The 26,461-nt window shown below is 67.9% G+C and carries 22 protein-coding genes; 7 read left to right on the forward strand and 15 right to left on the reverse strand.

What is annotated here, in order from left to right; translation table 11 throughout:
- The first annotated feature begins 125 nt into the window (after positions 1-125).
- On the forward strand, positions 126-1,736 hold the full coding sequence (locus ACXJKJ_RS24665) for a tryptophan halogenase family protein (RefSeq protein ID WP_457393277.1): 1,611 nt from the start codon (positions 126-128) through the stop codon (positions 1,734-1,736).
- Between the two features lie 148 nt (positions 1,737-1,884).
- Here ACXJKJ_RS24665 and ACXJKJ_RS24670 read toward each other — a convergent pair whose 3' ends face one another.
- Together ACXJKJ_RS24670 and ACXJKJ_RS24675 are read right to left on the reverse strand one after the other, a co-directional pair.
- Positions 1,885-2,901, reverse strand: a complete 1,017-nt coding sequence (locus tag ACXJKJ_RS24670; RefSeq protein ID WP_457393279.1) for a cupin-like domain-containing protein — start codon at positions 2,899-2,901, stop codon at positions 1,885-1,887.
- 20 nt (positions 2,902-2,921) lie between these two features.
- The gene (locus tag ACXJKJ_RS24675) at positions 2,922-3,872 is read right to left on the reverse strand and encodes a cupin-like domain-containing protein (RefSeq protein ID WP_457353849.1); all 951 of its coding nucleotides are present in this window, start codon (positions 3,870-3,872) and stop codon (positions 2,922-2,924) included.
- A gap of 434 nt (positions 3,873-4,306) precedes the next feature.
- Here ACXJKJ_RS24675 and ACXJKJ_RS24680 point away from each other — a divergent pair, with 434 nt between their 5' ends.
- A complete protein-coding gene (locus tag ACXJKJ_RS24680; RefSeq protein ID WP_457393281.1) occupies positions 4,307-6,955 on the forward strand; it encodes a TonB-dependent receptor in 2,649 nt (882 codons plus the stop codon).
- Positions 6,956-7,027: 72 nt separating this feature from the next.
- Here ACXJKJ_RS24680 and ACXJKJ_RS24685 read toward each other — a convergent pair whose 3' ends face one another.
- From ACXJKJ_RS24685 to ACXJKJ_RS24730, 10 genes are read right to left on the reverse strand one after another with little or no spacing between them, the layout of a single operon-like run.
- Positions 7,028-7,735 (reverse strand): DUF6445 family protein, encoded by a 708-nt coding sequence (locus tag ACXJKJ_RS24685; protein ID WP_457353852.1) that lies wholly within the window; start codon positions 7,733-7,735, stop codon positions 7,028-7,030.
- 17 nt (positions 7,736-7,752) lie between these two features.
- Positions 7,753-8,820, reverse strand: coding sequence for an acyltransferase family protein (locus tag ACXJKJ_RS24690; RefSeq protein WP_457353854.1), 1,068 nt, complete (start codon positions 8,818-8,820; stop codon positions 7,753-7,755).
- A 5-nt stretch (positions 8,821-8,825) separates the two neighbouring features.
- Positions 8,826-9,947 (reverse strand): glycoside hydrolase family 18 protein, encoded by a 1,122-nt coding sequence (locus ACXJKJ_RS24695; protein ID WP_457393283.1) that lies wholly within the window; start codon positions 9,945-9,947, stop codon positions 8,826-8,828.
- Positions 9,944-10,786 carry a glycoside hydrolase family 16 protein gene (locus ACXJKJ_RS24700; RefSeq protein WP_457393285.1) on the reverse strand — a complete coding sequence of 281 codons (843 nt, stop codon included), beginning with the start codon at positions 10,784-10,786 and terminating at the stop codon, positions 9,944-9,946. The genes ACXJKJ_RS24695 and ACXJKJ_RS24700 overlap by 4 nt, the downstream gene beginning before the upstream one ends.
- Positions 10,783-12,039: an MFS transporter gene (locus ACXJKJ_RS24705; RefSeq protein ID WP_457353859.1), complete on the reverse strand. Its 1,257-nt coding sequence runs from the start codon at positions 12,037-12,039 to the stop codon at positions 10,783-10,785. Before ACXJKJ_RS24705 ends, ACXJKJ_RS24700 begins: the two co-directional genes overlap by 4 nt.
- 20 nt (positions 12,040-12,059) lie before the next feature.
- A complete protein-coding gene (gene nagZ / locus ACXJKJ_RS24710; RefSeq protein ID WP_457393287.1) occupies positions 12,060-13,532 on the reverse strand; it encodes a beta-N-acetylhexosaminidase in 1,473 nt (490 codons plus the stop codon).
- Positions 13,533-13,534: 2 nt separating this feature from the next.
- Entirely contained in the window at positions 13,535-14,557 is a 1,023-nt protein-coding gene (locus ACXJKJ_RS24715; protein ID WP_200955242.1) for an SIS domain-containing protein, read from the reverse strand.
- Positions 14,538-15,668: an N-acetylglucosamine-6-phosphate deacetylase gene (gene nagA / locus ACXJKJ_RS24720; protein WP_056194629.1), complete on the reverse strand. Its 1,131-nt coding sequence runs from the start codon at positions 15,666-15,668 to the stop codon at positions 14,538-14,540. The genes ACXJKJ_RS24715 and nagA overlap by 20 nt, the downstream gene beginning before the upstream one ends.
- Positions 15,668-16,396, reverse strand: a complete 729-nt coding sequence (locus ACXJKJ_RS24725; RefSeq protein WP_056194626.1) for a GntR family transcriptional regulator — start codon at positions 16,394-16,396, stop codon at positions 15,668-15,670. The genes nagA and ACXJKJ_RS24725 overlap by 1 nt, the downstream gene beginning before the upstream one ends.
- Positions 16,393-17,301 (reverse strand): BadF/BadG/BcrA/BcrD ATPase family protein, encoded by a 909-nt coding sequence (locus ACXJKJ_RS24730; RefSeq protein ID WP_457393289.1) that lies wholly within the window; start codon positions 17,299-17,301, stop codon positions 16,393-16,395. The genes ACXJKJ_RS24725 and ACXJKJ_RS24730 overlap by 4 nt, the downstream gene beginning before the upstream one ends.
- 180 nt (positions 17,302-17,481) lie before the next feature.
- Here ACXJKJ_RS24730 and ACXJKJ_RS24735 point away from each other — a divergent pair, with 180 nt between their 5' ends.
- Positions 17,482-18,960: a GAF domain-containing protein gene (locus ACXJKJ_RS24735; RefSeq protein ID WP_457393291.1), complete on the forward strand. Its 1,479-nt coding sequence runs from the start codon at positions 17,482-17,484 to the stop codon at positions 18,958-18,960.
- Positions 18,961-19,066: 106 nt separating this feature from the next.
- Positions 19,067-20,338, forward strand: coding sequence for a lysophospholipid transporter LplT (lplT, locus tag ACXJKJ_RS24740; RefSeq protein WP_457393293.1), 1,272 nt, complete (start codon positions 19,067-19,069; stop codon positions 20,336-20,338).
- A 12-nt stretch (positions 20,339-20,350) separates the two neighbouring features.
- On the opposite strand, the gene ACXJKJ_RS24745 is transcribed toward lplT, so the two are convergent.
- Complete coding sequence (locus ACXJKJ_RS24745) at positions 20,351-21,592, reverse strand: glycosyltransferase family 4 protein (protein ID WP_457393295.1); 1,242 nt, start codon at positions 21,590-21,592, stop codon at positions 20,351-20,353.
- Between the two features lie 113 nt (positions 21,593-21,705).
- Here ACXJKJ_RS24745 and ACXJKJ_RS24750 point away from each other — a divergent pair, with 113 nt between their 5' ends.
- Genes ACXJKJ_RS24750 through asd form a run of 3 tightly spaced genes read left to right on the forward strand, consistent with a single transcriptional unit; the run spans position 21,706 to position 24,888 of the window.
- A complete protein-coding gene (locus tag ACXJKJ_RS24750; protein ID WP_056194663.1) occupies positions 21,706-22,320 on the forward strand; it encodes an Mpo1-like protein in 615 nt (204 codons plus the stop codon).
- 4 nt (positions 22,321-22,324) lie between these two features.
- Positions 22,325-23,971, forward strand: coding sequence for an aminotransferase class III-fold pyridoxal phosphate-dependent enzyme (locus tag ACXJKJ_RS24755; RefSeq protein WP_457393297.1), 1,647 nt, complete (start codon positions 22,325-22,327; stop codon positions 23,969-23,971).
- Positions 23,971-24,888, forward strand: a complete 918-nt coding sequence (gene asd, locus ACXJKJ_RS24760; protein ID WP_457393299.1) for an archaetidylserine decarboxylase — start codon at positions 23,971-23,973, stop codon at positions 24,886-24,888. Before ACXJKJ_RS24755 ends, asd begins: the two co-directional genes overlap by 1 nt.
- Here asd and ACXJKJ_RS24765 read toward each other — a convergent pair.
- Positions 24,875-25,750, reverse strand: a complete 876-nt coding sequence (locus ACXJKJ_RS24765) for a UDP-2,3-diacylglucosamine diphosphatase (protein ID WP_457393301.1) — start codon at positions 25,748-25,750, stop codon at positions 24,875-24,877. The genes asd and ACXJKJ_RS24765 overlap by 14 nt on opposite strands.
- A gap of 44 nt (positions 25,751-25,794) precedes the next feature.
- Complete coding sequence (locus ACXJKJ_RS24770) at positions 25,795-26,448, reverse strand: DsbA family protein (RefSeq protein WP_457393303.1); 654 nt, start codon at positions 26,446-26,448, stop codon at positions 25,795-25,797.
- Positions 26,449-26,461 lie beyond the last annotated feature (13 nt).

Consider the following 26,461-nt stretch of genomic DNA (forward strand, 5'->3'; position numbering starts at 1 on the left):
ATGCTTGGCGGATCGACCGCCAAGCATCGCCAGGCGGGCCGGCTTGGGAGCGGCCCGGCGCTGCGGCCCGCAGCAACCCCGAGGGGAGCGCTCAACACGCTCCCCTTTTCCATTCCAATGCCCTCATGAGCGACACCGCCACCCTCATCGACCAGTACATCGCCGCCCGCCCCCTGGGCGGCAGCACCGATGCGCCGCCGCCGGTCAAGCACATCTGCGTCGTCGGCGGCGGCTCGGCGGGCTGGATGACGGCGCTGATGCTGGCCACCACGGCCTATGGGCCGCGCCTCAAGATCACCGTGCTGGAGAGCCCCCAAGTCGGCATCATCGGCGTGGGCGAGGGCTCGACGCCCTGGCTGCGCCGCTTCTTCGAGATCCTGGGCATCGAAGAGTCGGAGTGGATGCCCGCCTGCAACGCCACCTACAAGAGCGGCATCACCTTTGATGGCTGGTCGACCAAGCCCGGCTTCGAGCGCTACTTCCACCCCTTCGTGTCGATGCTGGACAACATGACCATGCATCCCTTCGTCGACAACGTGCACGCGCGGCTCGACGGTGCCGACGTGTACGCCCACCCGGACCGCTTCTTCACGTCCGCGGCGCTGGCGCGCCAGGCCCGCGGCCCGCGCGCGCTGCCCAATTTCCCCTTCGACGTCTGGTACGGCTATCACTTCGACGCAACCCTGCTCGGCCAATTCCTCGGCCGCAAGGCGGTGGAGCGCGGCGTGACCCACCTGCGGCGCCACGTCACCCAGGTGCTGCTCAACGAGCGCGGCGACATCGACCGGCTCCAGCTCGATGACGGCGAGGCCCTGGCCGCCGACTTCTTCGTGGACTGCAGCGGCTTTGCATCGCTGATGATTGGCAAGGCCCTGCAGACGCCCTTCATCGGCTTCGGGGAGAACCTCTTCAACGACGCGGCCGTGGCGATGCCGACGCCGCTTGAAGGCCCCATCGAGTCGCAGACCGTGTCCACCGCGCTGCGCCACGGCTGGGCGTGGAAGATCCCGCTCACCCAGCGCCAGGGCAATGGCTATGTCTACAGCAGCGCGCACTGCTCGGCAGACGAAGCCGAGACCGAGCTGCGCCAGCACCTGGGCCTGCTGGATGCCGACATCCCCGCCCGCCACCTCAAGATGCGCGTGGGCCGCATGGCCAAGGTCTGGAATCGCAACTGCGTGGCCATCGGCCTGTCGCAGGGCTTCATCGAGCCGCTGGAGGCCACGGCCCTGTTGTTCGTGCAGGTCACGGCGTCCATGCTGGTGGAGGTGCTGGAGAAAGGCGACCTCGGCACGGCCTCGCAGGACGCGTTCAACGCCGCCATGCACAAGCGCTTCGAGAACACCCGCGACTACATCGTCGCGCACTACAAGACCAACTCGCGCACCGACACCGACTACTGGCGCGAGAACGCCGAGAACATGCACCTGTCGGACTCGCTGCAAGGCGTTCTGATGACGTGGATGTCGCGCAAGCCCCTGGTCGCCGCCCTCAAGACGGGCCGCTTCGGCGGCGGCTACCCGGCCGTGTCCTGGTACGCGCTGCTGGCGGGCATGGGCATCTTTCCGGATGCGCAGGACCTGCAGCCGCCGACAGAGCACCAGGCGCGCCACCGGCTGGAGGCGGTGGACGACTTCATCCAGCGCAGCGCGACGAACTTTCCTGACCACCGCGAGCTGCTGGCCAACATCCCGCCGGGTGTCGGCGACAAGGCCTTGCAGATCTACACCTGGTAGCAAGGGAGGCGCTGAACAGACCCTCGCGCACGGCGCATCCCTGCTTTGGGCGGCCTGCGGCGTTGCAAATGCTCGCCATAGTCAAGCTATGGCTGCGCTTTGCGCCTTGCAGCCCATCCCAAACCAGGGCGCGCCGCATCGCGGAGGCCTATTCAGCGCCTCCCCGCAACCGGTCGAGGATGTCCTTGCGCACGACGGCATCGGCCGCCGCGTCGATGTCGCCGAACAGATGGCGCTGGCCTGCGGGGATATGCGCCAGCCCCTCGCCCCGCGCGCCGAACACATAGTGCGCGAACAAGGCGCGCCAGCCTTCACGTTCACCGTCGGGCAGATGCCGCAGCGCCAGCATGGCCAGCCGCATAGCCGCCAGGTGCAGGTCATCCGGGCGCTGCGGCGCGGCCAGCGGCCGCCACCAATAGTTCATCAGGATGTTCAGATGCGGCGCCAGCGACTCGACCTGGTGGAACCACAACGGCGGCATGTAGATCGCGTCACCCGGCTCCAACTCGGCCACCACGGCGTGCGTCAGGGCTTCGTCTAACAACGGGAACTGCGCCGGGTCGGCGCGGTGCAGATCAGGCACGACTGACATCGGCGCCGGCGTGGGCGCGTAGTCGGGCGGGCCCAGGTAGAGCAGCGGTGCGCAGGCCGGCGGCAGAAGCGTGAAACGGCGGCGGCCGGCTGCCACGCAGGCGATGTTGTGGGAATCGTCGAAGTGCGCGGGCACCGTCGCACGGTTGCCGATCCAGATGCGCGGTGGCACGGCGGCGTCCAGCAGCGGCAAAACATTGGCCAACTCCAGGCCCGGCAAGGCCTCCGACACCAATGCGCTTTGCGCCGCCAGGCTCGGCGGGTCGGGGAAGTGGCTGTAGCGCCAGAGCTGCTCGAACAAGGCGGCATAGGGCCGCTTGTCGCGCATGAAGTTGAAGCCGTCCAGGTCGGGCTTGTAGCTGAAGGCCCGCGTGGGTTCGGGCTTGGCCAGCACGGCGTCCACGGGCTTGCCGCCGTCGAAGCTCATCAGGTATTGCAGGCAGGGCTCCAGGCCTGCACGCCCTTGCGCCACCAACGGCCAGTGCCGCACCGCGCCGCGCATCACCACCGGCTCGTAGGCGGGCAGCACGTCGCGCTCGAAGCGCTCCCGCGTGATGTCGTCAACTTCCTTCATGGGCCGCATGGAATCCGTCCTCAGCGTCGCCGCGCCAGCACGCCATGCCAGGCCTCGGGGATGTGTCCCGCCGGCTCCTGCTCGCGCTGCACTACATAGTGCTCGAACATGGCCGCCCAGGCGTCGCGCTGCGTTGCGGGCAGCGCGTTCAGCACCTGGATGGCCTGCAGCAGCGCGTGCGCTGGCGCAGGCAAGTCCTTGGCACCGGCCACGGGCCACCAGTAGTTGATCAACAGGTTGACCTTCTCCAACGCCTCGACCTGGTGATACCAGAGCGGCGGGATGTAGAGCGCATCGCCCGGCTCCAGCTCGGCAACCTGTGCAGACGCCAGCGCCTTGCGATAGCGCGGGTAGCGCTCGAAATCCGGCGACTTTGGATGCACGACCGAGATGGGCGCCCCCGACGGCGTGTGCTCGAGCGGCCCGATATAGAGATTGCCCACCTGCTGCGGCGCGAACAGCGTGAAGCGCCGGCGCCCGGCCACCACGCAGGCGAGGTTGTAGGGGTGGTCGTGATGCACCGGCACCGTCAGCGCATTGCCCAGCCAGAAGTTGGGGATCACGCCGGGCAAGGCGCGCAGCAGGTTCTCATCCAGGAAGCCCGGGATGACGTCGCTGACCTTGGCGCACTGCGCGGCAATGGACGGCGCGCCGTCTACGGCCAAGTAGGCCTGCAGGGCCGCCATGAACTCGGGCAGCGTCATGCGCGCCTTGACGAAGGCGAAGTCGGTCAGGCCGTCGTTGTAGCCCATGACGCCACGCGCCGCGGCGCGCGTCTTGGTGGCCATGACCTCGACGCCCCGGTCAAAGCGGCGCAGGTAGTCGCAGATGCTCAAAGCCGTCTCGCGCCCGGCCTGCACGGCGGGCCAGCCTGCCAGCAGGCCCTTCAGCAGCACGGGTTCAGCCCGCTGCTCCAGGCGCTCCTTGAGCTGCGGCTCGTCGGCCGCCGACCAACTTTCAACCGGGTTCATGTCTGCCACATCGGGTCTTGGAGCAACAGCTCCTGGGCCGCCATTGTCCCGGCTTGCCGCACGCGGGGCGCCTCCGGCAAACCCTGTACCAGATCAAGGCCACTTGCCATGAAACCGCCTAGCTGCCAGCGCGTCGTCGCCACCGCACAACAGGATCCTCGGCCGAGTTCCGGCACCAGTCAGATACCAATTGACCATGCGAGGTGAGCCTCCTACAGGGCAATCTGCCCCTGCTTCATAGGCACGACCAAGCCATCCGGGAAACTACCCAGACTCGATTGGTAGCAAAGTGGCGTTATCAAAATCTATAGTGGCATTGCACTGGTTGTACGCAAATCAGAACCAGACAAGGGCGGCAACCGGACTCAAGGTGGTACGCATAGGCCAACGGCGGCCACCCCACCCGAATCATTGGCCACAACAAGGATTAGTTCATGAAGGTCAAACCGACCCCCATCGCGGCCGCTGCGGCCTTGACATTGCTGAGCATGGCTGCCCAGGCACAAGAGGCGGTGGCGCCCGCACCGGCGAACACGCCGGCCCAGCTCGAGCAGGTGGTCGTTACAGGCATCCGGGCCTCGCTGCAATCCGCCGCCACGATCAAGAAGAACGCCAGCGCCGTCGTCGATGCCGTCTCCGCCGAGGACGTGGGCAAGCTGCCCGACTCCGACGTCGGCCAGGCCCTGGGCCGCATCCCCGGCGTGTCCGTGGGCCGTGCCTTCGGCCAGGGTGCCACGGTGTCCATCCGCGGCTCCGACCCGCAGATGACCTACACGACGCTGAACGGCCAGACCGTCGCGTCCACGGGCTGGTATGACCAGCTCGACATCGACCGCTCCTTCAACTACTCCCTGCTGCCCTCTGAATTGATCGGCGGCATGGAGGTCTACAAGTCCTCGCAGGCCGACCTGACCGAAGGCGGCATCGGCGGCACGGTCATCGTCAAGACCCGCAAGCCGCTGGACATGGCCGCCAACAGCGGCTTCGTCAGCGTCAAGTACGGCAAGGGCACCATCAGCGACGCCGAGAAGGAAGTCTCGGGCCTATACAGCTGGAAGAACGAGGCCAAGACCTTTGGCGTGCTGGCAGCCGCGGYCCATGCCGACGGCTCCTATATCCGCCGTGGCGTGGAGGCCGACAACCGCTGGTCGGGCGACGTGGCGCCCACCGCCTTCATCCAGGACCGCAAGCGCGACGCCATCAACCTGACGCTGCAAGCCCGCCCAGCGCAAGGCCTGGACCTCGGCTTGAACCTGCTCAAGCTCAAGCTCGTGGGCGACAGCTCCAACAGCAGCGACTACATCTTCCAGGACCCGAACTGCGACAAGCGCAACACGGACGTGAAGTCGGCCTGGAACCCCACCGGCATGTGCGTGCATAGCACGACCACCGCCGCCAAACCGCTGCCCGACCAGTTCTTCCAGGTCTGGGCGCGCGCCGCCCAGATGACGTCCGACAGCATCACCTTCGACGGCCACTACAAGCTCGACGGCGCCAAGTTCGACCTCGTCGCCGGCACGACCAAGGCCAAGGGCGGCACGTCGCTGACGGCCAACTTCCAGGCCGGCAACTGGGATGCGGGCTTCGCGCGCCCGAACTGGCAAGGCACCATCGACGCGACCGGCCACCAGATCGTCATCAGCCCGACGTCCAGCCAGTCCTTCACCGCGGCTCAGCTGCCCTCGCAGCTGGGCCCGCAGACCTGGGCCACGTCGCAGGGACCGAACAAGGACCAGGAGAAGTACGCCCAGTTCGACGCCACCTTCGACCTGAACTGGGGCGCCATCAACACCCTCAAGACCGGCGTGCGCTTTGCTGACCACACCTTCGAGAAGCGCGCCTACCGCCCGGTCTGGGCCGCCACCATCGCCACCAGCCCCACGGCGAGCCTGTTCGACGGCACGGTCGACGTGGCCAGCTGGAGCATCCCGCGCCCCAACATCGGCGCCATGGTGGCCGGCACGTTGAAGAACATCAACGGCTGGAACGAAGACCGCTCCGCCTACAGCGAGCTCAACGAGAAGAACCAGGCCCTGTACGGCATGTTCGACTTCGAGGCCGGCAACCTGCGCGGCAACTTCGGCCTGCGCTACATCTCGACCGACGTGAAGAGCACGGGCTACAAGTTCGACGGCACGCCGCTGGCCGCGGGCGACTACGAGGGCAACGAGAACTGGGGCCGCGGCTTCGACGTCAAGAAGTCCAAGTACAACGACGTGCTGCCCAGCGTCAACCTCGCCTTTGACCTGCGCAAGGACCTGGTACTGCGCGCCGCAGCGTCGCAGGCCATCACGCGGCCGAACTTCGCCAACATGTTCGGCATCCAGGTGTCCGGCTACAACGACGACCGCGTCGGCAACGAGACTTGGACGGTCGGCAGCGTCGAGCTCAAGCCCATGAAGTCCAGCCAGATCGACCTGAGCCTGGAGTACTACTACGGCACGGGCAATGTGCTGTCGGCGACCTTCTTCAACAAGGACATCTCGAACTTCATCACGGCCAATGTGCTGCTGAACCAGAAGATCGGCTTGGTCGACCCGTTCAGCAAGGTCGACAACTGGACGGTGCAGAACTTCGTCAACGCCGGCGGCGGCCGCCTGCGCGGCATCGAGCTGCAGGCCAACCATGCCTTCGAGAACGGCTTCGGCATCGTGTCGAACTACACCTTCACCGAAGGCACGGCGCCCAAGGAGAGCTTCGCCGACCAGCTCGGCCTGTTCACCCAGTCGTCCAAGCACAACGTGAACCTGGTGGGCTACTACGAGACGCCCGACTACTTCGGCCGCCTGGCCTACAACTGGCGCTCCAAGTACATCATTCGCGAGAACGCCTACTGGTACGGCAACCGCATGCACGCCAACTTCGGCACGCTGGATGCGAGCTTCGGCTGGAACATCAACAAGTGGCTGAAGCTGAGCTTCGACGCGGTGAACCTGACCAAGCAGGACGACGTCCAGTACGGCGCCATGTCCACCAGCCTGCCGGCCGACGGCCTGCACAAGGACCCGCTGAAGGCCGGCTACCCAGCCTGGTCCTTCAAGGGCGAGACGACCTACAAGATCGGCCTGACGGCGAAGTTCTGATCGACGCCCCCGGCCATGCAAAAGCCCGGCGAATGCCGGGCTTTCCTTGTTGCGTGAAGCGCAGACCGCAGCCTAGAAGTCGTAGAAGGAATTCGCCGTCAGCCGCCCCGTGCGCGGATCGCTGCTCAGGCTGAGCTGCGGGTTCACGACGGCCGAGTGAAGCAGGCTGCCGCGGTAGATGACGAGGCGGTTGAAGCGGGCAGGCATCATGCCCAGGAACTCGAAGTGCTCGTCGGAGTCGTCGAAGTAGCGGCGCGCGGGCGGGCGGGCGTTGAGCTCGGCGTAGTAGGTGTCGAGGAAGGCCTCGCAGTTGTCCGCCGTGACCTGCTGCAGGCCGGTGGCCTTGTGGCAGTAGAAGGCGGTGCCGCCGTGCGCGCCGTCGCAGAGGTAGAGCAGCACGGCCATATGGTGGGGCGTGCTGGCGTCGAAGTGGGGTGTGCGCTGCAGCGGGCCGAGTTCGTCGGGCCGCATCGTCGTCAGCGAGAAGGCGCATTCGCTCTTGCGCAGCTCAAGCGCCTCGGGCACGCCAAAGTTGAGGCGGATCAGCGGCTCCATCAGCACGGTCAGGTGGGCCGAATAGTCGGCTGGCACCGGTGCGCGAATGCCCGGGTAGCCCTTGCGATCGGTCACGTCCGGGTATGGCGCGAAGTTGGCCTGGCTGGCCGCCTCGACCATCGCCAGTGGGTTCTCAAGGAAGTTGTCGATGAAGACGACTTGATGCTCGCCGAGCTGCGCGGACTGGATGTCCGGCGGCATGCGGATGGCGAAGGCGTCGCTCATGCTCGCATGTCCGGTTCTCAAACCTTCCAGTACCAGCCGCGCTTGTCCAGGGCCCACACGATCACGGCCCAAACCGCGACGAAGGCGAGCGCAAACGACAGCGACTGGCCATAAGGCCCGATCAGCGGATTCAACGGCCCGAACACGGTGCGGTACAGCGGCTCCATCCAGCCGGTGGCCGCCAACAACACGGTGCACATCCAGGCTCCGGCATAGGCGCCGATAGCGTTCAGCCCAAAGGCGCGACCCAAGGGGCGATGGCCGAGACGATCGATCCACTGATGCGCCGCGGCCAGCGCCACAGCCGCCAGGCCGCCAGTCCACAGCACGAAGGACGGCGTCCACAGCTGCTTGTTCCAGGGCAGCCAGCCCGACCACCACCAACCCACGAGCGCCGCCGCAACACCCGTCAACAGCAGGCCTCGTGTCTGATCGCGGCGCAGCAGGCCGCCGCAAAGCAGGCCGAAGATCGTCGTCGCCAGCGCGCCCAGCGTGGACAGCAAGCCCTCGGGGTCGAAGGCGATGCCGGTTGCCGCATCCCACTCGTAAGCCCACCGGCCCAGCACCAAGGTGTCGATCCGCTGGTTCAGGCTGCCGAGCTTGTCCAGCGTCGGGCTGCCGAACAGCAGCAGCGCGCCGTAGCCGATCAGCAAGGCCAGCAGCAAGCTCCACTGCCCGCGTGCACGCAGGTGGAGGGCCGCCACGCCCGCGAATGCAAAGCAAAGGCCTATCCGCTGCAGCACACCCAGCACACGGAACTCGGGCTTGTGCATCAACCACCAGGCCAGCAGATGCAACACCAGGCCCAGGCCGACGATGCGCAGGCCGCGCTGGATGACGGCGGCTCGCAGTGGCCCCGGCGCGGCGCCGGCATCCACGCGCGGCCCGAGAGCAAGCGCGGCGGACACGCCGACGATGAAGAGGAAGAACGGGAAGATCAGATCGGTGGGCGTGCAGCCATGCCAGGCCGCATGCTCCAGCGGCCAGTAGACCGCGCCCCAGTCGCCCGGGTTGTTGACCAGCAGCATGGCCGCCACGGCCAGGCCGCGCAGCGCGTCCACCGACGCGATGCGTCGTGAGGACATCGCACTCACGGCTGCATGGCGCTCAGGATTTCGCCGTTGTCCTGGCTCAGTTCCCAGGCGAACACGCCAGCCAGGCCCTGCTTCTTCGCGAACGCGACCTTGGCGCGCACGGCGCGCGGGTCGTCATAACCCACGAAGCGACCACCGCCGACCATGGCCCAGGACTGGGTGCGCTTGTCGAAGTGGGCCTTCATGCCCGTCAACGAATCGATGTCCTTGAAAGGCACCGAGCCGTCCTCGTTGGGCCAGGGCTTGGCATAGCGGCCGTCGGCCTTCACGCCGTCGAAGCCGCGGCCATACATGGCGACGCCGGCGACGAGCTTGGCAGCCGGCACGCCCTCGCGCTTCAGGTTGGCGACCGACGCCTCCAGGCTGGTGTCGTCGCTGGGCTTGGCGCTGCGCAGCGCGGTGTGGTTGACGGCCTTCTTGGTCCAGGGACCGGCGAAGTCGTAGGTCATCATGAAGACCAGGTCCAACGACAGCGCCGCGCGGCCCATGGCCATGCGAGCCAACTGCTCCTTGGTCGTGGCAATCGCGGTGGTCAGCGCGTAGCGCTTGCCGACATCGCGACCCAGGGCATCCAGCCCCACGCGCAAATCCTGCATCAGCAGCACGTAGTTCTCGGCATCGGCCGGGCTGCCCAGTGGCACGCCGTTGACCGAGCCGTTGGAACCGGGATGCTCCCAGTCGATGTCCAGGCCGTCGAAGCCCGGGTGGGCACGCAGCCAGTCCACCGAGGACTTGACGAAAGCCGCGCGGCCCTGGGCTGTCGCGGCCAGGTGGAAGAAGGGATCGGAGCCGCCCCAGCCTCCCACCGATGCCAGCACCTGCACCTTGGGGTCGCGGGCCTTGAGGCGCTGGAAGGCGGCGGAGAAGATGTCCTGGTCGGCATGCGGTGCGATGCTGAAGTTGGGCTTGCCGGCACAGGCTGTGGCCTCCTTGGCGCGCTCGCCTTCACCGCAGATCAGTAAAAAGGCATAGAGCAGGTGTGTGACACGGCCGGGCTGCAGTTGCTCGACGACGTCGACGCCGCGTTCGGCCAGGATGTAGGTGCCGACGACGGGCTTCGTTTGCGCCTGCGCAAGGGAGGCAGCCAGCGCCAGGGCGGCGATCAGGGTCTTCTTCATAGATTGCATTCGCTCGTCAGGCCGGCATCCGGCACGGTATCGCGGCGGGTCACGCCCTCTTTGCGCAATTGCGCGGCACGGGCCTGCATCGCGGTGGAGCTCAGCGTCTTGCCGGCCTCGTGCAGCACCCAGTCGACCTCAAATTCGTAGTCGCGCGGCGCACCCGCCGTCGCACCGTCGGAAATCCAATGGTTGAAGCTGATCGCCATCGGCTTGCTCGGCACATTGCGGCCGGTGTGCTCGCCCATCAGCTTGCCGTTGACGTAATGGCGGGTGCGCGTGGCTTCGACCTGCACGGTCAGCAGCTGCCAGCCGTCGAAGGAGCCTTGCACGATGGAGGCCTGGTTGAAGGACTCCCAGGGGTCGATGCGCACCGTGTGCCAGCTGACGCCGTAGAGCCGCGTCTCCGGCTCGCCCCAGCCGCCATGCGGCAGGTATTCGAAGTCGACCTCGCTGAAGTCGGGGTCGTAGTCGTGCTTGAGCGGCCCGGCCAGGAAGAAGCTCTGGACGATGGGGTCGCGTGAGCCCGCCGTGTCGCGAAAGCGCACACGCGCCGTCGTCGTGCCAACCAGGAACTTGCGAGCCGCGCAGAGCTGGGCCAGCGAGGTGTTGGCCGGCGTGCCGTCCGTTGACATCTTCAGCTTGAGCAGTCCGCCGTCCAGCGAGAGCTGGGTGGTGGCGAAGCGTGCACCCGGCAGGCCCGGGTGGCCGGTGCCCTCGCGCAGCACCCAGCCGCTCTGGCGGAGCGCGTCCAGGCTGGTCTGCGAGAAGTCGTCGAAGAACTCGCCAGCGGCGAATGCAGGAGCCGCGGCAACCAGCAACAGCGCCGCGGCCTTCATGCCGGCACGGCCTCGGCCGGCGCGGCCTTGCGCGGCATCGGCACCCACAGCAGCAGCAGCAATGCCGGCAGGCCACAGCCAATCGTCCAGGCGAAGAACTGCTGGTAGCCCATCGCGATCTGGATGTCGCCGCTGATGGACTTGGCGAAGATGAAGCCCAGCTGCATGACGCCCGAACCGAGCGCATAGTGGGCCGTCTGGAAGCGGCCCGGGGCCACGGCCTGCATGATGTACAGGATCATGCCGACGAAGCCGAAGCCATAGCCGAACATCTCCACGCCCACGGCGGCGGCGATGTGCGGCATATCGGCCGGCAGCTGGCTGGCGAGGTAATAGAAGGTGATGTTGGGCACACTCATGGCCACCAGCAGCAGCGGCATCGCGCGCTGCAGGCTGAGCTTGCTGGTGACCCAGCCACCCAGCACGGACCCGACGAGGAACGCACCCGTGCCCACCCAGCCGTAGACGTCGGCCACCTGGCCGGTCGTCAGGCCGAGTCCCCCCTTGTCGCGCGCTTCCAGCAGGAAGAGCGGGCCAATGGTCTGCACCTGGCCTTCGGCGAAGCGGAACATGACGATGAAGAGCACGGCGCGCCAGATGCCCGGCTTCTGGAAGAAGTCGACGACAACCTCCTTCAGCATGGCGGCGACGCCCGAGGCCGTCAGCTCGCTGTGCTCTGTGGAGAGCGTGCCGGGCAGGAAGCGGGCGTTGTAGGTGGCCAGCACGGCCACCAGGCCGGCGAGCGCCAGGAAGACGGTGGACCAGGCGTTGACCGCGCCCATCGTGCCTTCCAGGTGGCCCGCCAGCTTCAGGATGACGCCGGTGATGAAGAAGCGCGCGCCGTTGAAGAAGGCGCCCTGCCAGCCGGCATAGGCGGCCTGGCGCTTCTCGTCGAGCGAGGCCATGTAGAGGCCGTCGCATGCGATGTCATGCGTGGCCGACGCATAGGCGATCAGGAAAAGCACGACGATGGCCGCGCCGAACCAGTGCGGCAGGTGCAGCGCCAGCGCCATCAGCCCCAGGCCGACAGCACCCACATACTGCGCCACGACGACGATCAGCTTCTTGCTGCGCGCGAGTTCAAGGAAGGGGCTCCACAGCGGCTTGATGGCCCACGCCAGGCCGAGCACGGCCGTCCAGCGGGCGATCTGGTCGTTCTCGACACCCAGGTTCTTGAACATCAGGCCCGCGATGAGCATGACGACGAAGAACTGCATGCCCTGCACGAAGTACAGGGTGGGCACCCACCTCATTGGAGTCCGAGCCTGTTCCATCACTGCAGTCCCTGCGGCGCGCGGCCGGTGGCTTGGGCTCGGCCTTCCAGCCAGGCCTTGAGGCCGGCCAGCGCACCGGGCGCAAAGCCCCAGCTCAGCACGGTCGGGCCGGCGACGTCCAGGCTCTGGTAGGGGTTCCACAGCGACAGGTGCAGGTCCGGCCGCCACTCGCTCGCGGCCAAGCCGTAGCGGGCGCGGCGCGTAGAGACCAGCACATTGACACGCCCGTCCTTGGGCACGGTGCGCCAGTCGAGCTGGGCGATGTCGTCGACCATCTGGACCTGGGCGTCGCTGAAGGACTCGAACAGGGCCACGGCTTGTCGGCCAGTGGGGCCGGCCTCGGAGACCATGTCGGTCGGCACATCGCCCTGCACGATGACGCGGATGGGTGCATCCAAAGCCGGCGGCCTGGCACCGCGCAGTGCGGTCAGGCCCGCGGCCCAGGCTTCGGCCATCAACGCATGGTCGGCCGCCCGGGCAGCGCTGTCGTCCACGGCGCGGGCCGGGTAGGCGGCGGCGAGGCGGTCCAGGCGGCGATTGGCCGTCTCGCCCTGCTCGGGCGTCAATCGGCCGCTGTTGAAGGCATCGCGTAGCGCGTGGATCGCCACGAGCTGCTCGGCCGGCGAGCCCTGGGCCAGCACCATGTCGGCGCCGGCCTCGATGGCCATGACGGCGGACCTGGCGTAGCCGAAGCGCTCGGCCACGGCCTTCATCATCAGCGCATCGGTGATGACGACGCCGTCATAGCCCCAGTCCTGGCGCAGGATGCCGCCGATCAGTTGCGGCGACAGCGTGGCCGGGCGGTCAGGGTCGATCTGCGGGTAGACGATGTGGGCCGTCATCATGGCCGGCGCCTGCGAGGCCAGTGCCTTGAAGGGCGCCAGCTCCAGTGCGTTCAGCTCGGCACGCGTCTTGTCGACGGTGGGCAGGGCGTGGTGCGAGTCCACATGCGTGTCGCCATGGCCGGGGAAGTGCTTCACGCAGCAGGCCACGCCTTCGCGCAGCGAGCCACGCATCCACGCAGCCGCGAGACGGCTGACCTCGACCGGGTCGTTGGAAAAGCTGCGCTCGCCAATGACCGGGTTGGCCGGGTTGTTGTTGACGTCGAGCACCGGCGCGAAATTCCAGTTGATGCCCAGCGACTTCAGCCCGCGCGCCACCGCCGCGCCCACGGCCTCGGCCCGGTCGGCGTCACCGCTCGCGCCCAGCGCCATGGCGGACGGCGGCTGCGGCAGGAAGGTCACGCGGACGACCGCGCCGCCTTCCTGGTCGATACCGATCAGCGCCTCGGGTCCCAGCACGTCGATGAGATCGCGCATCAGCGCCTTGACCTCGCCCTCCGTGCCGATGTTCTTGCGGAACAGGCAGACCGAGCGGATCTTCTGCTCGCGCAGGAAGGCGGCCGTGTCCGCATCGAGCGAAGGGCCGGGGATGTCGACCATCACGAGACGGCCGGGATCAAAGTTGCTCATGATCAATGCGTCTTGGTGACTTTGGCCAGGTTGGGCGGGACGTCAGGGTTGAAGCCACGAGCTCGCGCCAGCGCCTCGACCATGGGATAGAAGCTCTGCACGAGGGCGATGGGATCGAGGTCCTCGTTGCCCGTCGTGACCAGCGGCAGCTCGGCGCCGGGCGTACCGATGGGGGCGGCCAGCAGCACGCGGCCACCACGGCTGCGCATTTCCTCGGCGATGGCCAGCAGGCCGGCCTGGGCCGGGCCGCGCGGCGCGAAGATCAGCAGTGGATAGCCGTCGCGCACCAGGGCCATGGGGCCGTGCTTGACCTCGGCGCCCGAGAAAGCCTCGGCCTGGATACCGCAGGTTTCCTTGAGCTTGAGCGCCGCTTCCATCGCGACGGCCAGGCCCGTGCCACGGCCGAGCACAAAGAGGCGGTCCTCGTTCTGCAGCACCGGCAGCGCGGCGCTCCAATCCAGCTTGGCGGCCCGCTCCAACGCGATGGGCAGCACGTTCAGCGCGGCGCGCAGGGCGTCGTCCTGCTGCCAGGCAGCGACGACGCGGGCGCCGGCCACCAGCTGGGCGATATAGCTCTTCGTAGCGGCCACGCTCTTCTCGGGGCCGGCGTGCAGCTCGAACACGTGTTCCGCCGCGGCCGCKAGCGGCGAGCCGCTGGCGTTGACGAAGGCCACCGTGCGCGCACCTCCTTCGCGGAAGAACTTCGTCGGCGCGATCAGGTCGGGGCTCTGGCCGGACTGCGAGAAGGCCATCGACAGCAGGCCCTGGCAGTGGATGCGGCTCTGGTAGAGCGTGATCAGCGACATCGGCAGCGAGGTGACCAGCCGGCCCAGGCGCGCCATGACGAGGTAGGCCAGGTAGTGAGCCGCATGGTCGGAGCTGCCGCGCGCAATCGTCAGCACGCTGCTGGGCGGCTGCTCCTGCAGCGCCTGGCCCAGGCGGGTATAGCTCAGCGGGTCCGCTGCCAGTTGGCGGGCCACCACGTCCGGCGCGCTCAGCGCCTCTTCAAGCATCAACGACGACATCGATCTCTTCACCTTCTACAAACACGCGCCGCAGATTCAGTGCGGCATCCATCACGACCACATCGGCCCAGGCGCCAGCCTCAAGGCGCCCGCGGTCTGTCAGGCCCAGGTATTCGGCGGCCGCGGTCGACACACGCCGCGACGCTTCGGGCAAGGTCAGGCCCACGGTCTGCACGAGGTTGCGCAGCGCCTGGTCCATCGTCAGGGCGCTGCCGGCCAGCGTGCCGTCGGCCAGGCGCACACCGCCCAGGCATTTCTGCACCGTGTATTCGCCGAGGCGGTATTCGCCGTCGGGCATGCCGGCTGCGGCGGTCGAGTCGGTCACGCAGAACAGGCCGGGGATGCAGCGCAGCGCGACGCGGATGGCGCCGGGGTGCACATGCATGAGGTCGGGGATGAGCTCGGCGTGTTCGCCGTGGGCGAGCGCCGCGCCGACCATGCCGGGCTCGCGGTGGTGCAGGCCGGTCATCGCGTTGAAGAGGTGGGTGAAGCCCGCGGCGCCGGCCTGGAGGGCCGCCACGCCGTCGTCATAGCCGCCATTGCTGTGGCCGATCTGCACACGGATGCCGGCGTCGCGTAGCGGGCCGATCAGCGCCAGGTGGCCGACCATCTCGGGCGCGATGGTCAGCACCTTGATGGGCGCGAATTCGTTGAGCCGCTGCACCTCTTCCAGCGTCGCGGGGATGGCATGCGCAGGCTGGGCACCGAGTCGATCAGGGCTGATGTACGGGCCTTCGAGATGCACGCCGAGCACGCGGGCCGACTGGCGGCCGCGCTGGCGGCAGACCGGGCCCAGCGCCTTCAGCGCGGCCTCGATCTCGCCGACCGGCGCCGTCATCGTCGTGGCCAGCAGCGCCGTCGTGCCGTGGCGGGCGTGGCGGCGCGCAATCGTCGCGATGGCGTCGCCGCCCTCCATCGTGTCGCGGCCACCGCCGCCATGCACATGGGTGTCGATGAAGCCGGGCAACAGGATGGACCGGCCGCCCTCGCCGGCGCGCGAGACATCGATGGGCGTGCCGCTGACGGCCGCGATGCGGCCGTGGGCGATGTCCAGGTGGCCGGTGATCACGCCCTGGGGCGTGACGATGTCGCCTTCGAGTCGAAGTTTCATCAGTCCCTGCGCATCTCGGCCACGAAGTCGTAGTAGTCGCTTCGGCAATAGGAATGCGTCAGCTCGACGGCCTGGCCCGAGGACAGATAGCCGACCCGCGTGATGAAGAGGACGGCCGCACCTAACGGCACCTCCAGCAGACCGGCCAGCTTCGCGTCCGCGTTCAGCGCGCGGATGTGCTGCAGCGCGCGCACCGGGGCGCGGTCGCCGAGGTGGGTGTAGAGCGAGGCCTCGACCTTTTGCGGGTCGGGCAGCACGGTCTGCGGCAGCACCGAGACTTCGTAGGCCATCACGACCGAGTCGGCCAGGCGCAGGCGCTCCAGGCGGGCGACGCGCTCGCCGCTCTTCAGCTCCAGCGACAGCTGCTCGTCGGGCGCGGCCGGCGTGAAGCCGCGCAGCAGCCAGCGCGAGCTGGGCACGAAGCCTCGCTGGTGCAGTTCTTCCGAGAAGCTGGTCAGGCGCGTCAGCGGCTGCTCCAGCTTGGGCGCGATGTAGTTGCCCGAGCCGCGCTTGCGGATGATGAGCCCCTGCTCGACGAGACGGTCGATGGCCTTGCGCGCGGTGACACGCGACAGCTCGAGCTGCTCGGCCAGCACGCGCTCGCTGGGCAGGGCCTCGTCGGCGTGGAAGACCCCCTCGCGGATGGCCGTCGCCAGGCTCTGCGCGAGCTGCATGTAGAGCGGCGACGCCGCATTGGGATCAGGCTTGAAATTGAAGACGGCGCTCATGCGTGGTTCATTTCTTGTTGTTGAATCAACCAGAGCGCGCCGATGACCGGCTCGCCCTGAGGTTCGACACGGCGAGACTGCAAGGCCGGGCTGAGGCGCGCGCCCAAGCGCAGCGCGATGCTGCCGGCCAGGGCCAGCGGCAGGGTGGGATGGAGGGCGGCAGCGAGGGCGTCGAGCGCACCCGCTGCCTGCGCCAGCAGCACGCTGGCGGCAGGGTCGTTTTCTTCGTGCTCGAAGACCAGGGGCGCCAAGCCGGCATAGCCCCTCTGCCCGGCTTGGGCACAGAAACCCAGCATTTCTTCGCGCGTCGCGCCGGTCTGGCGCCAGACGGCCTGCACCAGCGGACCGGCCGGGACGCGGCTGTCGTAGGCGGCTTGAGCAAGCTTCATGGCCTGTTGGCCGAGCCACGCGCCACTGCCCTCATCGCCGATTTGCCAGCCCCAGCCGCCCACCATGCGGCGGCTGCCGTCGGGCAGCAGGGCCTCGGCAACCGAGCCAGTGCCTGAAATCAACAGTGCACCGGGCTGGCCATCATGGGCGCCCAGCAGGGCGACGAGGCCGTCGGTGACCAAACTGAAGCGAGCCACGCCGGGGTCGGCCGCGACAAAGGCGCGCAATTGCGCCGGCACGCCGGTGCCCGACAGGCCCAGGCCGATAGCGCAATCCCGCAGCGTCAAACCAGGCACGCCGGCGTGGTCGATGGCCTCGGCGATATGCCGCCAGGCCTGCTCGGCGCCCTGGCCGAGGGCCGAAGCGCCTGCCTCACCGCGGCCGAGAATGTGCCCATGCGCATCGGCCACGACGGCCCGCGTGCTGGTGCCGCCCCCGTCGATGCCGACCCACCAGCGCGCAGGCCGGCCGGAGTCGTGGGAAGTCAGCAGGGAGGGATCGAGAACAGGCGGCATGGTCGACGGGATTCTGTCGATACCACTCTAATACCAACGACCATGCACGTCAATTGGTTTTAAACTGGTCTACGGCCACTCGATTGGGCTAAGGATCAGCCCGAGTCGGAGTGCGGCTTGCTCTCGGAATCGACAAGAATACCAGTGAGAAACCAACCCGATCCATCCGGATCCGCCGCCGTGTTCACCCTCCACCCTGCCGCCAGCGAAGCCCTGGCCGACCTGCTGGGCCGTATCGCCCGCGTCGCCCATCGCCACCCTGCCGCGGCCGACCGGCTGCTGGATGCGCTCAGCGTAAACGCTTTCACGGCGGGCGACACCGCTGTCGGTGTCGACGCCCTGTATGCGCGCTTTGGCCTGCTGGAGCCACGCGGTCGCGCGCTCGAACTGTTGCCGGCGCTTGAGCAGGCCGGCGCCCTGGCCGCAGCCGGTCACTTCCCGGTGCAGGCCGCGCGAGTCTGCGAGGCTCTGGGCCGCATCGCCTATCAGCAAGGCGAGTACCAGCTCGCCAGCGAGCAGTGGTCGCGCGCATTGGACCTGTCGGAAGTCAGCGGCCACCTGCAGACCGGCGTGGCTGCGCGCATCGGCCTGGGCCAGATCCACTACGCCCAAAGCGGCTGGGCCCGCGGCTTGCGCCAGATGCGTGATGCCGGCGAGCAGATGGCGTTGCTGAGCAAAGGCAGCGACGACAGCTACCTGGCCGCCAAGCTGGCGCTGAACATCGGCGTCGGCAGTTTTGAGACTGGCGACCTGCCCGCCGCCGAGCGCCATTTCAGCCATGGCCTGGCCGCGGCGCGGCGCGGCGGCCACCGCGTCTTCGAGGCCGAGGCGCATTGGCATCTTGCCCGCGCAGCGCTGGCCCGTCAGCGCATGGACTGGGCCGTGGCCGACTGCCGTCTGGCGCTCGACATTGCTGCTCGCCACGGCTACCCCTGGCTGGAGGCGGCCGCCAGCCGCACCTGGACCGAGATCGCCCTGGCCCGCGGCGACAACGCCGCCGCCGTGCGCTCGACCCGCCACGGCCTGGCCCTGGCCCAGCGCATCCAGGCTCGTGCGCAGGCACGCCAGGCCCACCTGCAACTGGCCGAGCTGCTGCAGGCGGAGGGCGATGCCCCCGGCGCACTGGACCACCTCTGGCAACACCTGGCCCTGCAGTCCGAGATCGAGCGCCTCAGCCTGCCCGCTCGCACGACGTTGGCCGCGCCGCCGGCCGAGGAGGCCGGCACGCCGGTCACGCCGGAGGAATTGCTGCTGCATCTGTGCGGCCAGCGCCAGCGCCTGTCCACGGCAACGCCGCCCGAGGCATTGGCTGAGCTGAAGGCGGCGAGCATCCGCATCCTCGGGCTGGCCAGCGTGATCCGTTGGCCGCTCGGCCAAGGCGGACTGAGCAACGCTGAGCAGCCGCGCTACGTCGACCTGCTGACCCGCCATGGCGCGCCGCTCGCGCTGCCGGATGCGGCCCTGCATCCCTGCCATGCCGAGCTGTCCGGCCTGCAAGGCGCCGCCGAGGCGCGTATCGAGGTGCCCCTGTATGACGGTGCGCAGCTGGCCGGCGCCCTGTGGCTGGTCGATGCCCGCACGACGCGGGCCTGGACGCGCCAGGAGCTGCTGATCGCCAGCCAACTGGCACTGCTGTTCGAGGTGGTGATCAGAGGCTGAGGCGCGTGGGGCGAGCGCGGCTGTTGAAGAGCAGTCCCGCCTTTCGCTGCCCGGAATCCGGCCGCGTCATCGCCTTTTCACGCCGCACTGTCACAGTGCGGCACTCGTGCACGCCACCTCCTCCGACACCCACTCACTCTGCGCCGCACGCCCCGCCCTGCCGCGCGGCTTCGGCCTCGTCATCGGCGCGCAGTTCGCCTCGGCGCTGGCCGACAACGCCCTGCTCATCGTCGCCATCGCGCTGCTCGCGCAGCAGGGCTTCCCGCTGTGGTGGGCGCCACTGCTGAAGGTGGGCTTCATGGCCGCCTATGTGCTGCTCGCGCCCTGGGTCGGGCCACTGGCCGACGCCTTCGCCAAGGGCCGCGTGATGGCCGCGATGAACCTCGTGAAGATGCTCGGCCTGGCGCTGCTGGCCCTCGGCCTGCACCCGGTGGCGGCGCTGGCGGTGGTCGGCCTGGGCGCTGCGGCCTATGCGCYGGCCAAGTACGGCCTGATCACCGAGATGGCCGCGCCCGAAGCGCTCGTGAAGGCCAATGGCTGGATCGAGATCAGCGTCGTCTCCGCGGCACTGCTGGGCGCGGTGCTGGGCGGCGCGCTGGTCAGCCCCCTTTGGTTGGCCTCGGGCATGGCCGACTTCTGCGATGGCCTGAACCTGCCGGCCGACAAGCTGACGGGCTCGCTCGCGGCCCTGCTCGTCATCTATGCGGTGTCCAGCCTGCTGAACGCCGGCATCGCCGACAGCGGGCGGCGCCAGCGCAGCGTCGCGCACGATCCAGCGACGCTGCTGCGCGAATTCCGCGCTGCCAACCGCACACTCTGGCGCGACCGCGAGGGTGGCTTGTCGCTGGCGGCAACGACGCTGTTCTGGGGCGTCGGCGCGACGCTGCAGTTCGCGGTGTTGAGATGGGCTGGCGAGGCACTCGCGCTGCCCTTGAGCCAGGCAGCCTATCTGCAGGCGGCGGTGGCGGTGGGCGTCATCGGCGGCGCGGCGGCGGCAGGGCGCTGGCTGGCGTTGCACCAGGCGCGGCATGGGCTTTGGGCCGGCATCGCACTGGGCCTGCTGATGCCAGTGGTGGCCGAGGTCAGCGAGGTGGCAACGGCCGCGGTCGTGCTCGCTCTGGTCGGCGCCGTGGGTGGCGCGATGGTCGTGCCCCTGAACGCGCTGCTGCAGCACCGCGGCGCGACGCTGCTGAGCGCGGGGCGGTCCATCGCCGTGCAGGGGTTCAATGAAAACCTGAGCGTGCTGGCGATGCTGGCGACCTATGCCGGCTGCGAAGCCGCGGGTGTGCCGATCGCGGTGACGCTCAGCGGGCTGGGCGTGCTGGTTGCGGGCGCGATTGCAGCGCTGATCTGGGTGGACACCCGCAGCCGCGCCTAGAGGCTCCTCGCGTCAGGCCGCGGCCTGCAAACCCGTCAGTCGGAACACCGGCTCGCCGCGCGCGATGGCGCCTTCCAGCACCGATTCGAAACGCGCCGTGATATCGGCCCAATCCAATCGCCTTGCCGTGGCTCGCGCCGCCTCGGCCACCACCCGGCGGGCGTTGGCGTCCATGGCGGCAACGCCCGCCGCCGCGACAAAGGCGTCTTCCTTGCCCGGCCCGGCCAGCCAGCCGTTCACGCCGCTACGGATCAACTCGCCCGCAGCCGCACTCTCGAAGGCGATGACGGCGCAGCCGCTGGCCATGGCCTCGGTCGTCACATTGCCGAAAGTCTCGGTCAGGCTTGCAAATAGGAAAAGGTCCAGCCCTGCGTAATGCGCCGCCAGATCGTCGCCACCGCGCTGTCCTGCAAACACGGCGTCGGGAACACGCGCCGCCAGCTCGGCACGCATCGGCCCGTCGCCGACGAAGACGAGGCGGGCACGCGGTTGCAGCCGCTTCACAGCTTCAAAAGCGGCCAGCACGACGCCAAGGTTCTTCTCGGGGGCCAGGCGGCCGACGTAACCTATGACCAGGTCGTCAGACGCGGCGCCCCAGCTTGCGCGCATCGCAGCGTTGCGTCGCGCCGGATCGAAGCGCTGCGTATCGACACCACGGCCCACCACCGACAGCCGCTCGAAGCCGCGTTCGGCCAGCAGCACGCGCATGGCCTCGGTGGGCACCATGGTTGCGTYGCAGCGGTTATGGAATTTGCGCAGATAGCCCATGATGGGCTTGGACAGCAGGCCCAGGCGGTAGTGCTTGCCGTAGGCATGGAAGTTGGTGCGGTAGTCGGACGTGACGGGCAGCGACAGGTGCTGGGCCGCCTGGAGTGCCGACCAACCCAGTGGCCCTTCGGTCGCGATGTGAACGACGTCGGGACGGCGCAGCGACCACAGCTTCACGAGGCTGCGCTTGCTGGGCACACCCATGCGCAGGTTGGGATACAGCGGCACGGGCAGGCCCTTGGTCAGGACTTCGTCGATCTCGGGCTTGCCGGTGGGCTGCATGCCCATCCGGGCTGGCTGGCGGGGGCGGATGAGCTGCACGTCGTGGTTGCGGCGGTTCAGACCGTCCACGACGCGAGCCATCGACATGGCGACGCCGTTGACTTCGGGCGGATAGGTCTCCGTCACCACCGCGAGCCGACGCGAATGGCGCGGCGCGGGCAAGTCGTCAACCAGGATGTCGTCGGCGTCGGGTGGGGTGTTCATGCGCGCATGGTCAGCAGTTCATGCAACAGCACGATGACAACCGGACCGTCACGCCGATTTCACGCAAGCAGCCCACCATCGCGCCGCTAGCCACCCAAACACGAGGACGGGACGTGAACGAATTCTTTCAAACCCTGAAGACCCAGCGCTGGGACGACCACCGCTACTACCACCACAGCCGCATCAACCAAAGCCTGCACCTGATCAGCGCGCTGAGCTTCCTGGTGTCGTATGCGCTGTTGTTCGTGAATCCCGCGTGGTCGGCACTGCTGGCTTGGTGCGTATCGATGACGACGCGCCAGGCGGGCCACTTCTTCTTCGAGCCGCGTGGCTATGACGAGGTGAACAAGGCCACCGACGAGTACAAGGAAGAGATCAAGATTGGCTACAACATCCGCCGCAAGATCGTGCTGATGTCGGTCTGGGTGGCACTGCCGCTGGTGCTGTGGCTGTCGCCGTCGCTGGGCGGTTTGATCCAGCCTGCCGTAGGCCTGCAGGGCTTTATCGAGGACGTCGGCATGGCCTGGTTCTGCCTGGGCGTGACGGGCCTGGTGTTCCGCGTCGTGCAGCTGTGGGTCACGCAGAACCTGATGCAGGGCCTGGCCTGGGGTTTCAAGATCATCACCGACCCCTTTCACGACGTGATGCTGTACTGGAAGGCGCCCCTGTTCCTGTTGCGCGGCCAGCTGATCGATCCGATGGACCACGTGGGCCAGCAGGCGCATTGAGCTGATGGACGAGACCCTCACTCTTTCGGCGCTGGCCCTGGGCGTGCTCGCGCTGTTGCCGGCGGTCAAACGGCGCATCGAGCTGTCGCGGGCCAAGCACCGCTCACTGGCCGGGCACTCGCGCATGGCCAAGCGCTTGGCGCGCTGGGTGCCGGGCTATGCCTACGACGAGGCGCAGTTTTTCGCCGCTGACGGCGCACCGACGGAAGTTGCTGCCCAACGGCGTGCCGCACTGCAGCGCCTGGGCGCCGAGTTCGACAGCCGCTTCGCGAAGACGCTCGCGGCCACCGAACAAGCGCGCGACACCATTTCTGATCTGCGCTTCACGGGCCGCTACCGCGTGCCCTTCCAGTTCAGCCCGGTGCTGCGCGAGCGTCTGAAGGTGGGCGCCTTCCTGCAGCACAGCGAAGGCGTGCAGGTGGAGGACCTGGACGGCAACCGGTTCTACGACCTGACGGGCTCCTACGGCGTCAACGTGCTGGGCTATGACGCCTATAAGGCCTGCATCGACGAGGCCGTGGCCACGGCGCGCGAACTGGGCCCGGTGCTCGGTGCCTACCACCCCTGCGTGCTGGATGTGCTGTCGCGGCTGAAGGCCATCTCGGGCCATGAGGAGGTGAGCTTCCACATGTCCGGCACGGAGGCGGTCATGCAGGCCGTGCGGCTGGCGCGGTATCACACGAAGAAGAAGCGCCTGGTGCGCTTTGCCGGCGCCTACCACGGCTGGTGGGAGGACGTGCAGCCCGGCCCCGGCAATCCGCTGCCGCCGCGCGAGACCTTCACACTGCAGGACATGGCGGAGCGCTCACTGAAAGTGCTGGCCACGCGGCGCGACATCGCCTGCGTGCTCGTCAACCCGCTGCAGGCCCTGCATCCCAATGCGAATGCGCCGGGCGACTCCGCGCTGATCGACGGCAGCCGCCGCGCGAGCTACGACCGCGGGGCCTACACCGCGTGGCTGAAGAAGCTCCGCGAGGTCTGCACGGCGCGTGGCATCGTGCTGATCTTCGACGAGGTGTTCGTGGGCTTTCGCCTCGCACCGGGCGGCGCGCAGCAGTACTTCGGCGTCAAGGCCGACCTCGTCACTTACGGCAAGACGCTGGGCGGTGGGCTGCCAGTGGGTGTCGTCTGCGGCAGCCGCCAGCTGATGCAGCGCTATCGCGAGGACCGGCCGGCCGACATCTGTTTTGCGCGCGGCACCTTCAATGCTCACCCCTATGTGGTCGCAGCGATGGCATCCTTCCTGAAGCGCATCGAACGCCCCGAGGTCCGCTCGCTGTACGACGGCCTCGACGAGCGCTGGAACGCGCGCTGCGCGCAATTCAATGCTCGCTTACAGACGGCCGGCGCGCCTGTGCGCATGGCCAATCTGTCGACGATCTGGACCGTGATGTACGACCAGCCCGGCCGCTACCACTGGATGCTGCAGTTCTATCTGCGCAAGCACGGCCTGGCGCTGAGCTGGGTGGGTACCGGGCGGCTGATCTTCAGCCTGAACTACGGCGACGCCGAGTTCGCCGAGGTCATGRACCGCTTYGTCGCCGCGTGCGACGAGATGCGYGCYGACGGCTGGTGGTGGACAGCGCCYGAGCTGACCGCCAAGGCCATTCGCCGCAGCGTTTTCCGCGAGATGCTGGAGCAGAAGTTCTGATGAAAGACCGCGAAGCATCGCCCGCGCTGAGCGTCGGGATGAATGACCACGCGCGGCCCCGCCGGGGATGGTTCAAACGCCTCGTGGCGCAGGAAGACTTGAACTTCCTGCTGACCAACCGCGTGCCGCGGATCGCGCTCACACGGATGATGGGGCGCTTCTCCCGCATCGAGAGCCCGTGGCTGACGCGGCTGACCATTGCCGTCTGGCGGATGTTCACGCCGCTGGACCTGAGCGAGGCCAAGCACCAGAGCTTCCGTTCGCTGAAGGATTGCTTCACCCGCGAGCTGAAGCTCGGCTCGCGCAGGTTCGATCCACGACCGGACGTGTTCGCGAGCCCCAGCGACGCAATCATCGGCGCAACCGGCGTCGTCGAGCGCGGCATGGTCTACCAGGCCAAGGGCTTCCCGTATTCGACCGAAGAGCTGTTCGGGCCGACGCAGGACGCCTGCGCCTTCGAGGGCGGCCGCTTCGTCACGCTGCGGCTGACGTCGGCGATGTACCACCGCTTCCACGCGCCGGCGGACGGCACGGTGGAGCATGTGACCTATCTGAGCGGAGACACGTGGAACGTGAATCCGGTGGCACTGAAGCGTGTGGAACGGCTGTTCTGTCGCAACGAGCGCGCCGTGGTGCGCATGACGCTCTCAAGCGGTCATCCGATCGCGCTGGTGCCTGTCGCGGCCATCCTGGTGGCCAGCATCCGCCTGCACTTCCTCGACGTGCTGCTGCATCTCGGCCACAAGGGTGCGAACGAGATGCCCTGCTCGGCGCCGCACGTGAAAGGCCAGGAGATGGGCTGGTTCGAGCACGGTTCGACCATCATCGTCTTCGTGCCCAAGGGCTTTGATCTGGCCGAGGGCATTGCCCCGGGCGTGCAGATCCGCGCCGGCCAGGCATTGCTCAGGCTGAGCTGACCGTATCCGGTGCCGCGGCCTTCGTGGCTGCCGGCATCGGCAGCGCCACAGGCACGGTCTTCGGCGCAGGCAGCATGCCGGGCAATGCCGCTTCGTCGCCTCGGTCGATGATCTCCAGCCGGCCGTCGAAGTGCTCGACGAGGGCTGTCAGGCTCTCCACCCAATCGCCGTCATTGCAGTAGAGGATGCCGTCGATGTCGCGGATCTCCGCATGATGGATGTGGCCGCAGACAACGCCGTGCGCACCGCGCTTCCTGGCCTCACGGGCAACGGCGTTTTCGAACTCGTTGATGTAGCTGACCGCGCGCTTGACCTTGTGTTTCAGATAGCGCGACAGGCTCCAGTACGGCAGGCCGCATTTGGCGCGGATGCGGTTGAACCAGCGGTTGACCTTGAGCGTGAACTCGTAGGCCAGGTCGCCGGCAATAGCCAGCCAGCGCGCGCACTGGATGACGCCGTCATACAAATCGCCATGCGTGACCCACAACCGCTTGCCGTCGGCCGTCACGTGCATGGCTTCTTCCATCACGTCCACGCCGCCGAAGTTGTGCGCGAGGTATTTGCGCGCGAACTCATCATGGTTGCCGGGGATGAAGATGACCCGCGTGCCCTTGCGCGCCTTGCGCAGCAGTTTCTGCACGACGTCGTTATGCGCCTGCGGCCAGTACCAGGAGCGGCGCAGCTGCCAGCCGTCGATGATGTCGCCGACGAGGTAGAGCGTCTCGCACTCGACGTCGCGCAGGAAGTCGAGCAGGGCCTTGGCCTGGCAACCGGGGGTGCCCAGATGCAGGTCAGAGATCCAGACGGTTCGCACCGACAGCGTGGGCGTGTCGGCGGCAGCGGAGTCTTGCGTCGTCGGCATGGCGGGCATGCTGCCCGTATGTCATGACGCGAGCGTGAACATCCTCAGGCCAGTCCCTTGAACGGGCCGCTGCCCAGCCAACGCTCGATCTGGGCCTGGCGGTCGTTGCCCCAGAAGGGTTCCCCGTCGACGATGAAATGAGGCGCGCCAAACACGCCAGCGGCAATGGCGGCGTCGTTCTCGGCTTTGAGGCGGTTCTTCCAGACCGGGTCGCTCCAGGCGGCCTCGGCCGCGTCGGCATCAATGCCGGAATCGGCCAACAGCCCCTTCAGTGCCTCAACATCACCGAGCAAGACACCGCGCGTGAAATAGGCGCGCAGCCCGGCGTGCGCCCAGGCGACGGCGCGGGCCGGGTCCTGATCACTCAGCCACCAGAACACGCGCGCCGCGTTCTGCGTCGCGATCGGAAAGGCATCGGGCTGACGGTAGGGCAGTCCGGCGAAATGGGCCGAGCGCTCGAAGTCGCGCAGCGTGTAGTCGCGCTTGATCGGGTGAGCCACGGGCGATCTCAGCTCTGCAGCCTGGAAGGTCACGCCGAGCAGGATGGCATGCCATTGCACGCGCCGGCCATGCCGGGCGGCGACGGCCTCGATCCACTCCGAGGCGATGTAGGAATAGGGCGAGGAGAAGTCGAAATAGAACCGCACCGGCGCGCGCAGCACGGCGGTGTTGTCGGCAAGAAAGCGGTCGTCAATCATGACGCGACCTTAG

This window comes from Roseateles sp. P5_E1 (assembly GCF_054049335.1).

Excerpts from the sequence above, each read along its gene's own strand:
- ACXJKJ_RS24665 (WP_457393277.1), top strand. The coding sequence starts at position 126 with ATGAGCGACACCGCCACCCTCATCGACCAGTACATCGCCGCCCGCCCC.
- ACXJKJ_RS24670 (WP_457393279.1), bottom strand. The coding sequence starts at position 2,901 with ATGAAGGAAGTTGACGACATCACGCGGGAGCGCTTCGAGCGCGACGTG.
- ACXJKJ_RS24675 (WP_457353849.1), bottom strand. The coding sequence starts at position 3,872 with ATGAACCCGGTTGAAAGTTGGTCGGCGGCCGACGAGCCGCAGCTCAAG.
- ACXJKJ_RS24685 (WP_457353852.1), bottom strand. The coding sequence starts at position 7,735 with ATGAGCGACGCCTTCGCCATCCGCATGCCGCCGGACATCCAGTCCGCG.
- ACXJKJ_RS24690 (WP_457353854.1), bottom strand. The coding sequence starts at position 8,820 with ATGTCCTCACGACGCATCGCGTCGGTGGACGCGCTGCGCGGCCTGGCC.
- ACXJKJ_RS24695 (WP_457393283.1), bottom strand. The coding sequence starts at position 9,947 with ATGAAGAAGACCCTGATCGCCGCCCTGGCGCTGGCTGCCTCCCTTGCG.
- ACXJKJ_RS24700 (WP_457393285.1), bottom strand. The coding sequence starts at position 10,786 with ATGAAGGCCGCGGCGCTGTTGCTGGTTGCCGCGGCTCCTGCATTCGCC.
- ACXJKJ_RS24705 (WP_457353859.1), bottom strand. The coding sequence starts at position 12,039 with ATGAGGTGGGTGCCCACCCTGTACTTCGTGCAGGGCATGCAGTTCTTC.
- nagZ (WP_457393287.1), bottom strand. The coding sequence starts at position 13,532 with ATGAGCAACTTTGATCCCGGCCGTCTCGTGATGGTCGACATCCCCGGC.
- nagA (WP_056194629.1), bottom strand. The coding sequence starts at position 15,668 with ATGAAACTTCGACTCGAAGGCGACATCGTCACGCCCCAGGGCGTGATC.
- ACXJKJ_RS24725 (WP_056194626.1), bottom strand. The coding sequence starts at position 16,396 with ATGAGCGCCGTCTTCAATTTCAAGCCTGATCCCAATGCGGCGTCGCCG.
- ACXJKJ_RS24730 (WP_457393289.1), bottom strand. The coding sequence starts at position 17,301 with ATGCCGCCTGTTCTCGATCCCTCCCTGCTGACTTCCCACGACTCCGGC.
- asd (WP_457393299.1), top strand. The coding sequence starts at position 23,971 with ATGAAAGACCGCGAAGCATCGCCCGCGCTGAGCGTCGGGATGAATGAC.
- ACXJKJ_RS24765 (WP_457393301.1), bottom strand. The coding sequence starts at position 25,750 with ATGCCGACGACGCAAGACTCCGCTGCCGCCGACACGCCCACGCTGTCG.
- ACXJKJ_RS24770 (WP_457393303.1), bottom strand. The coding sequence starts at position 26,448 with ATGATTGACGACCGCTTTCTTGCCGACAACACCGCCGTGCTGCGCGCG.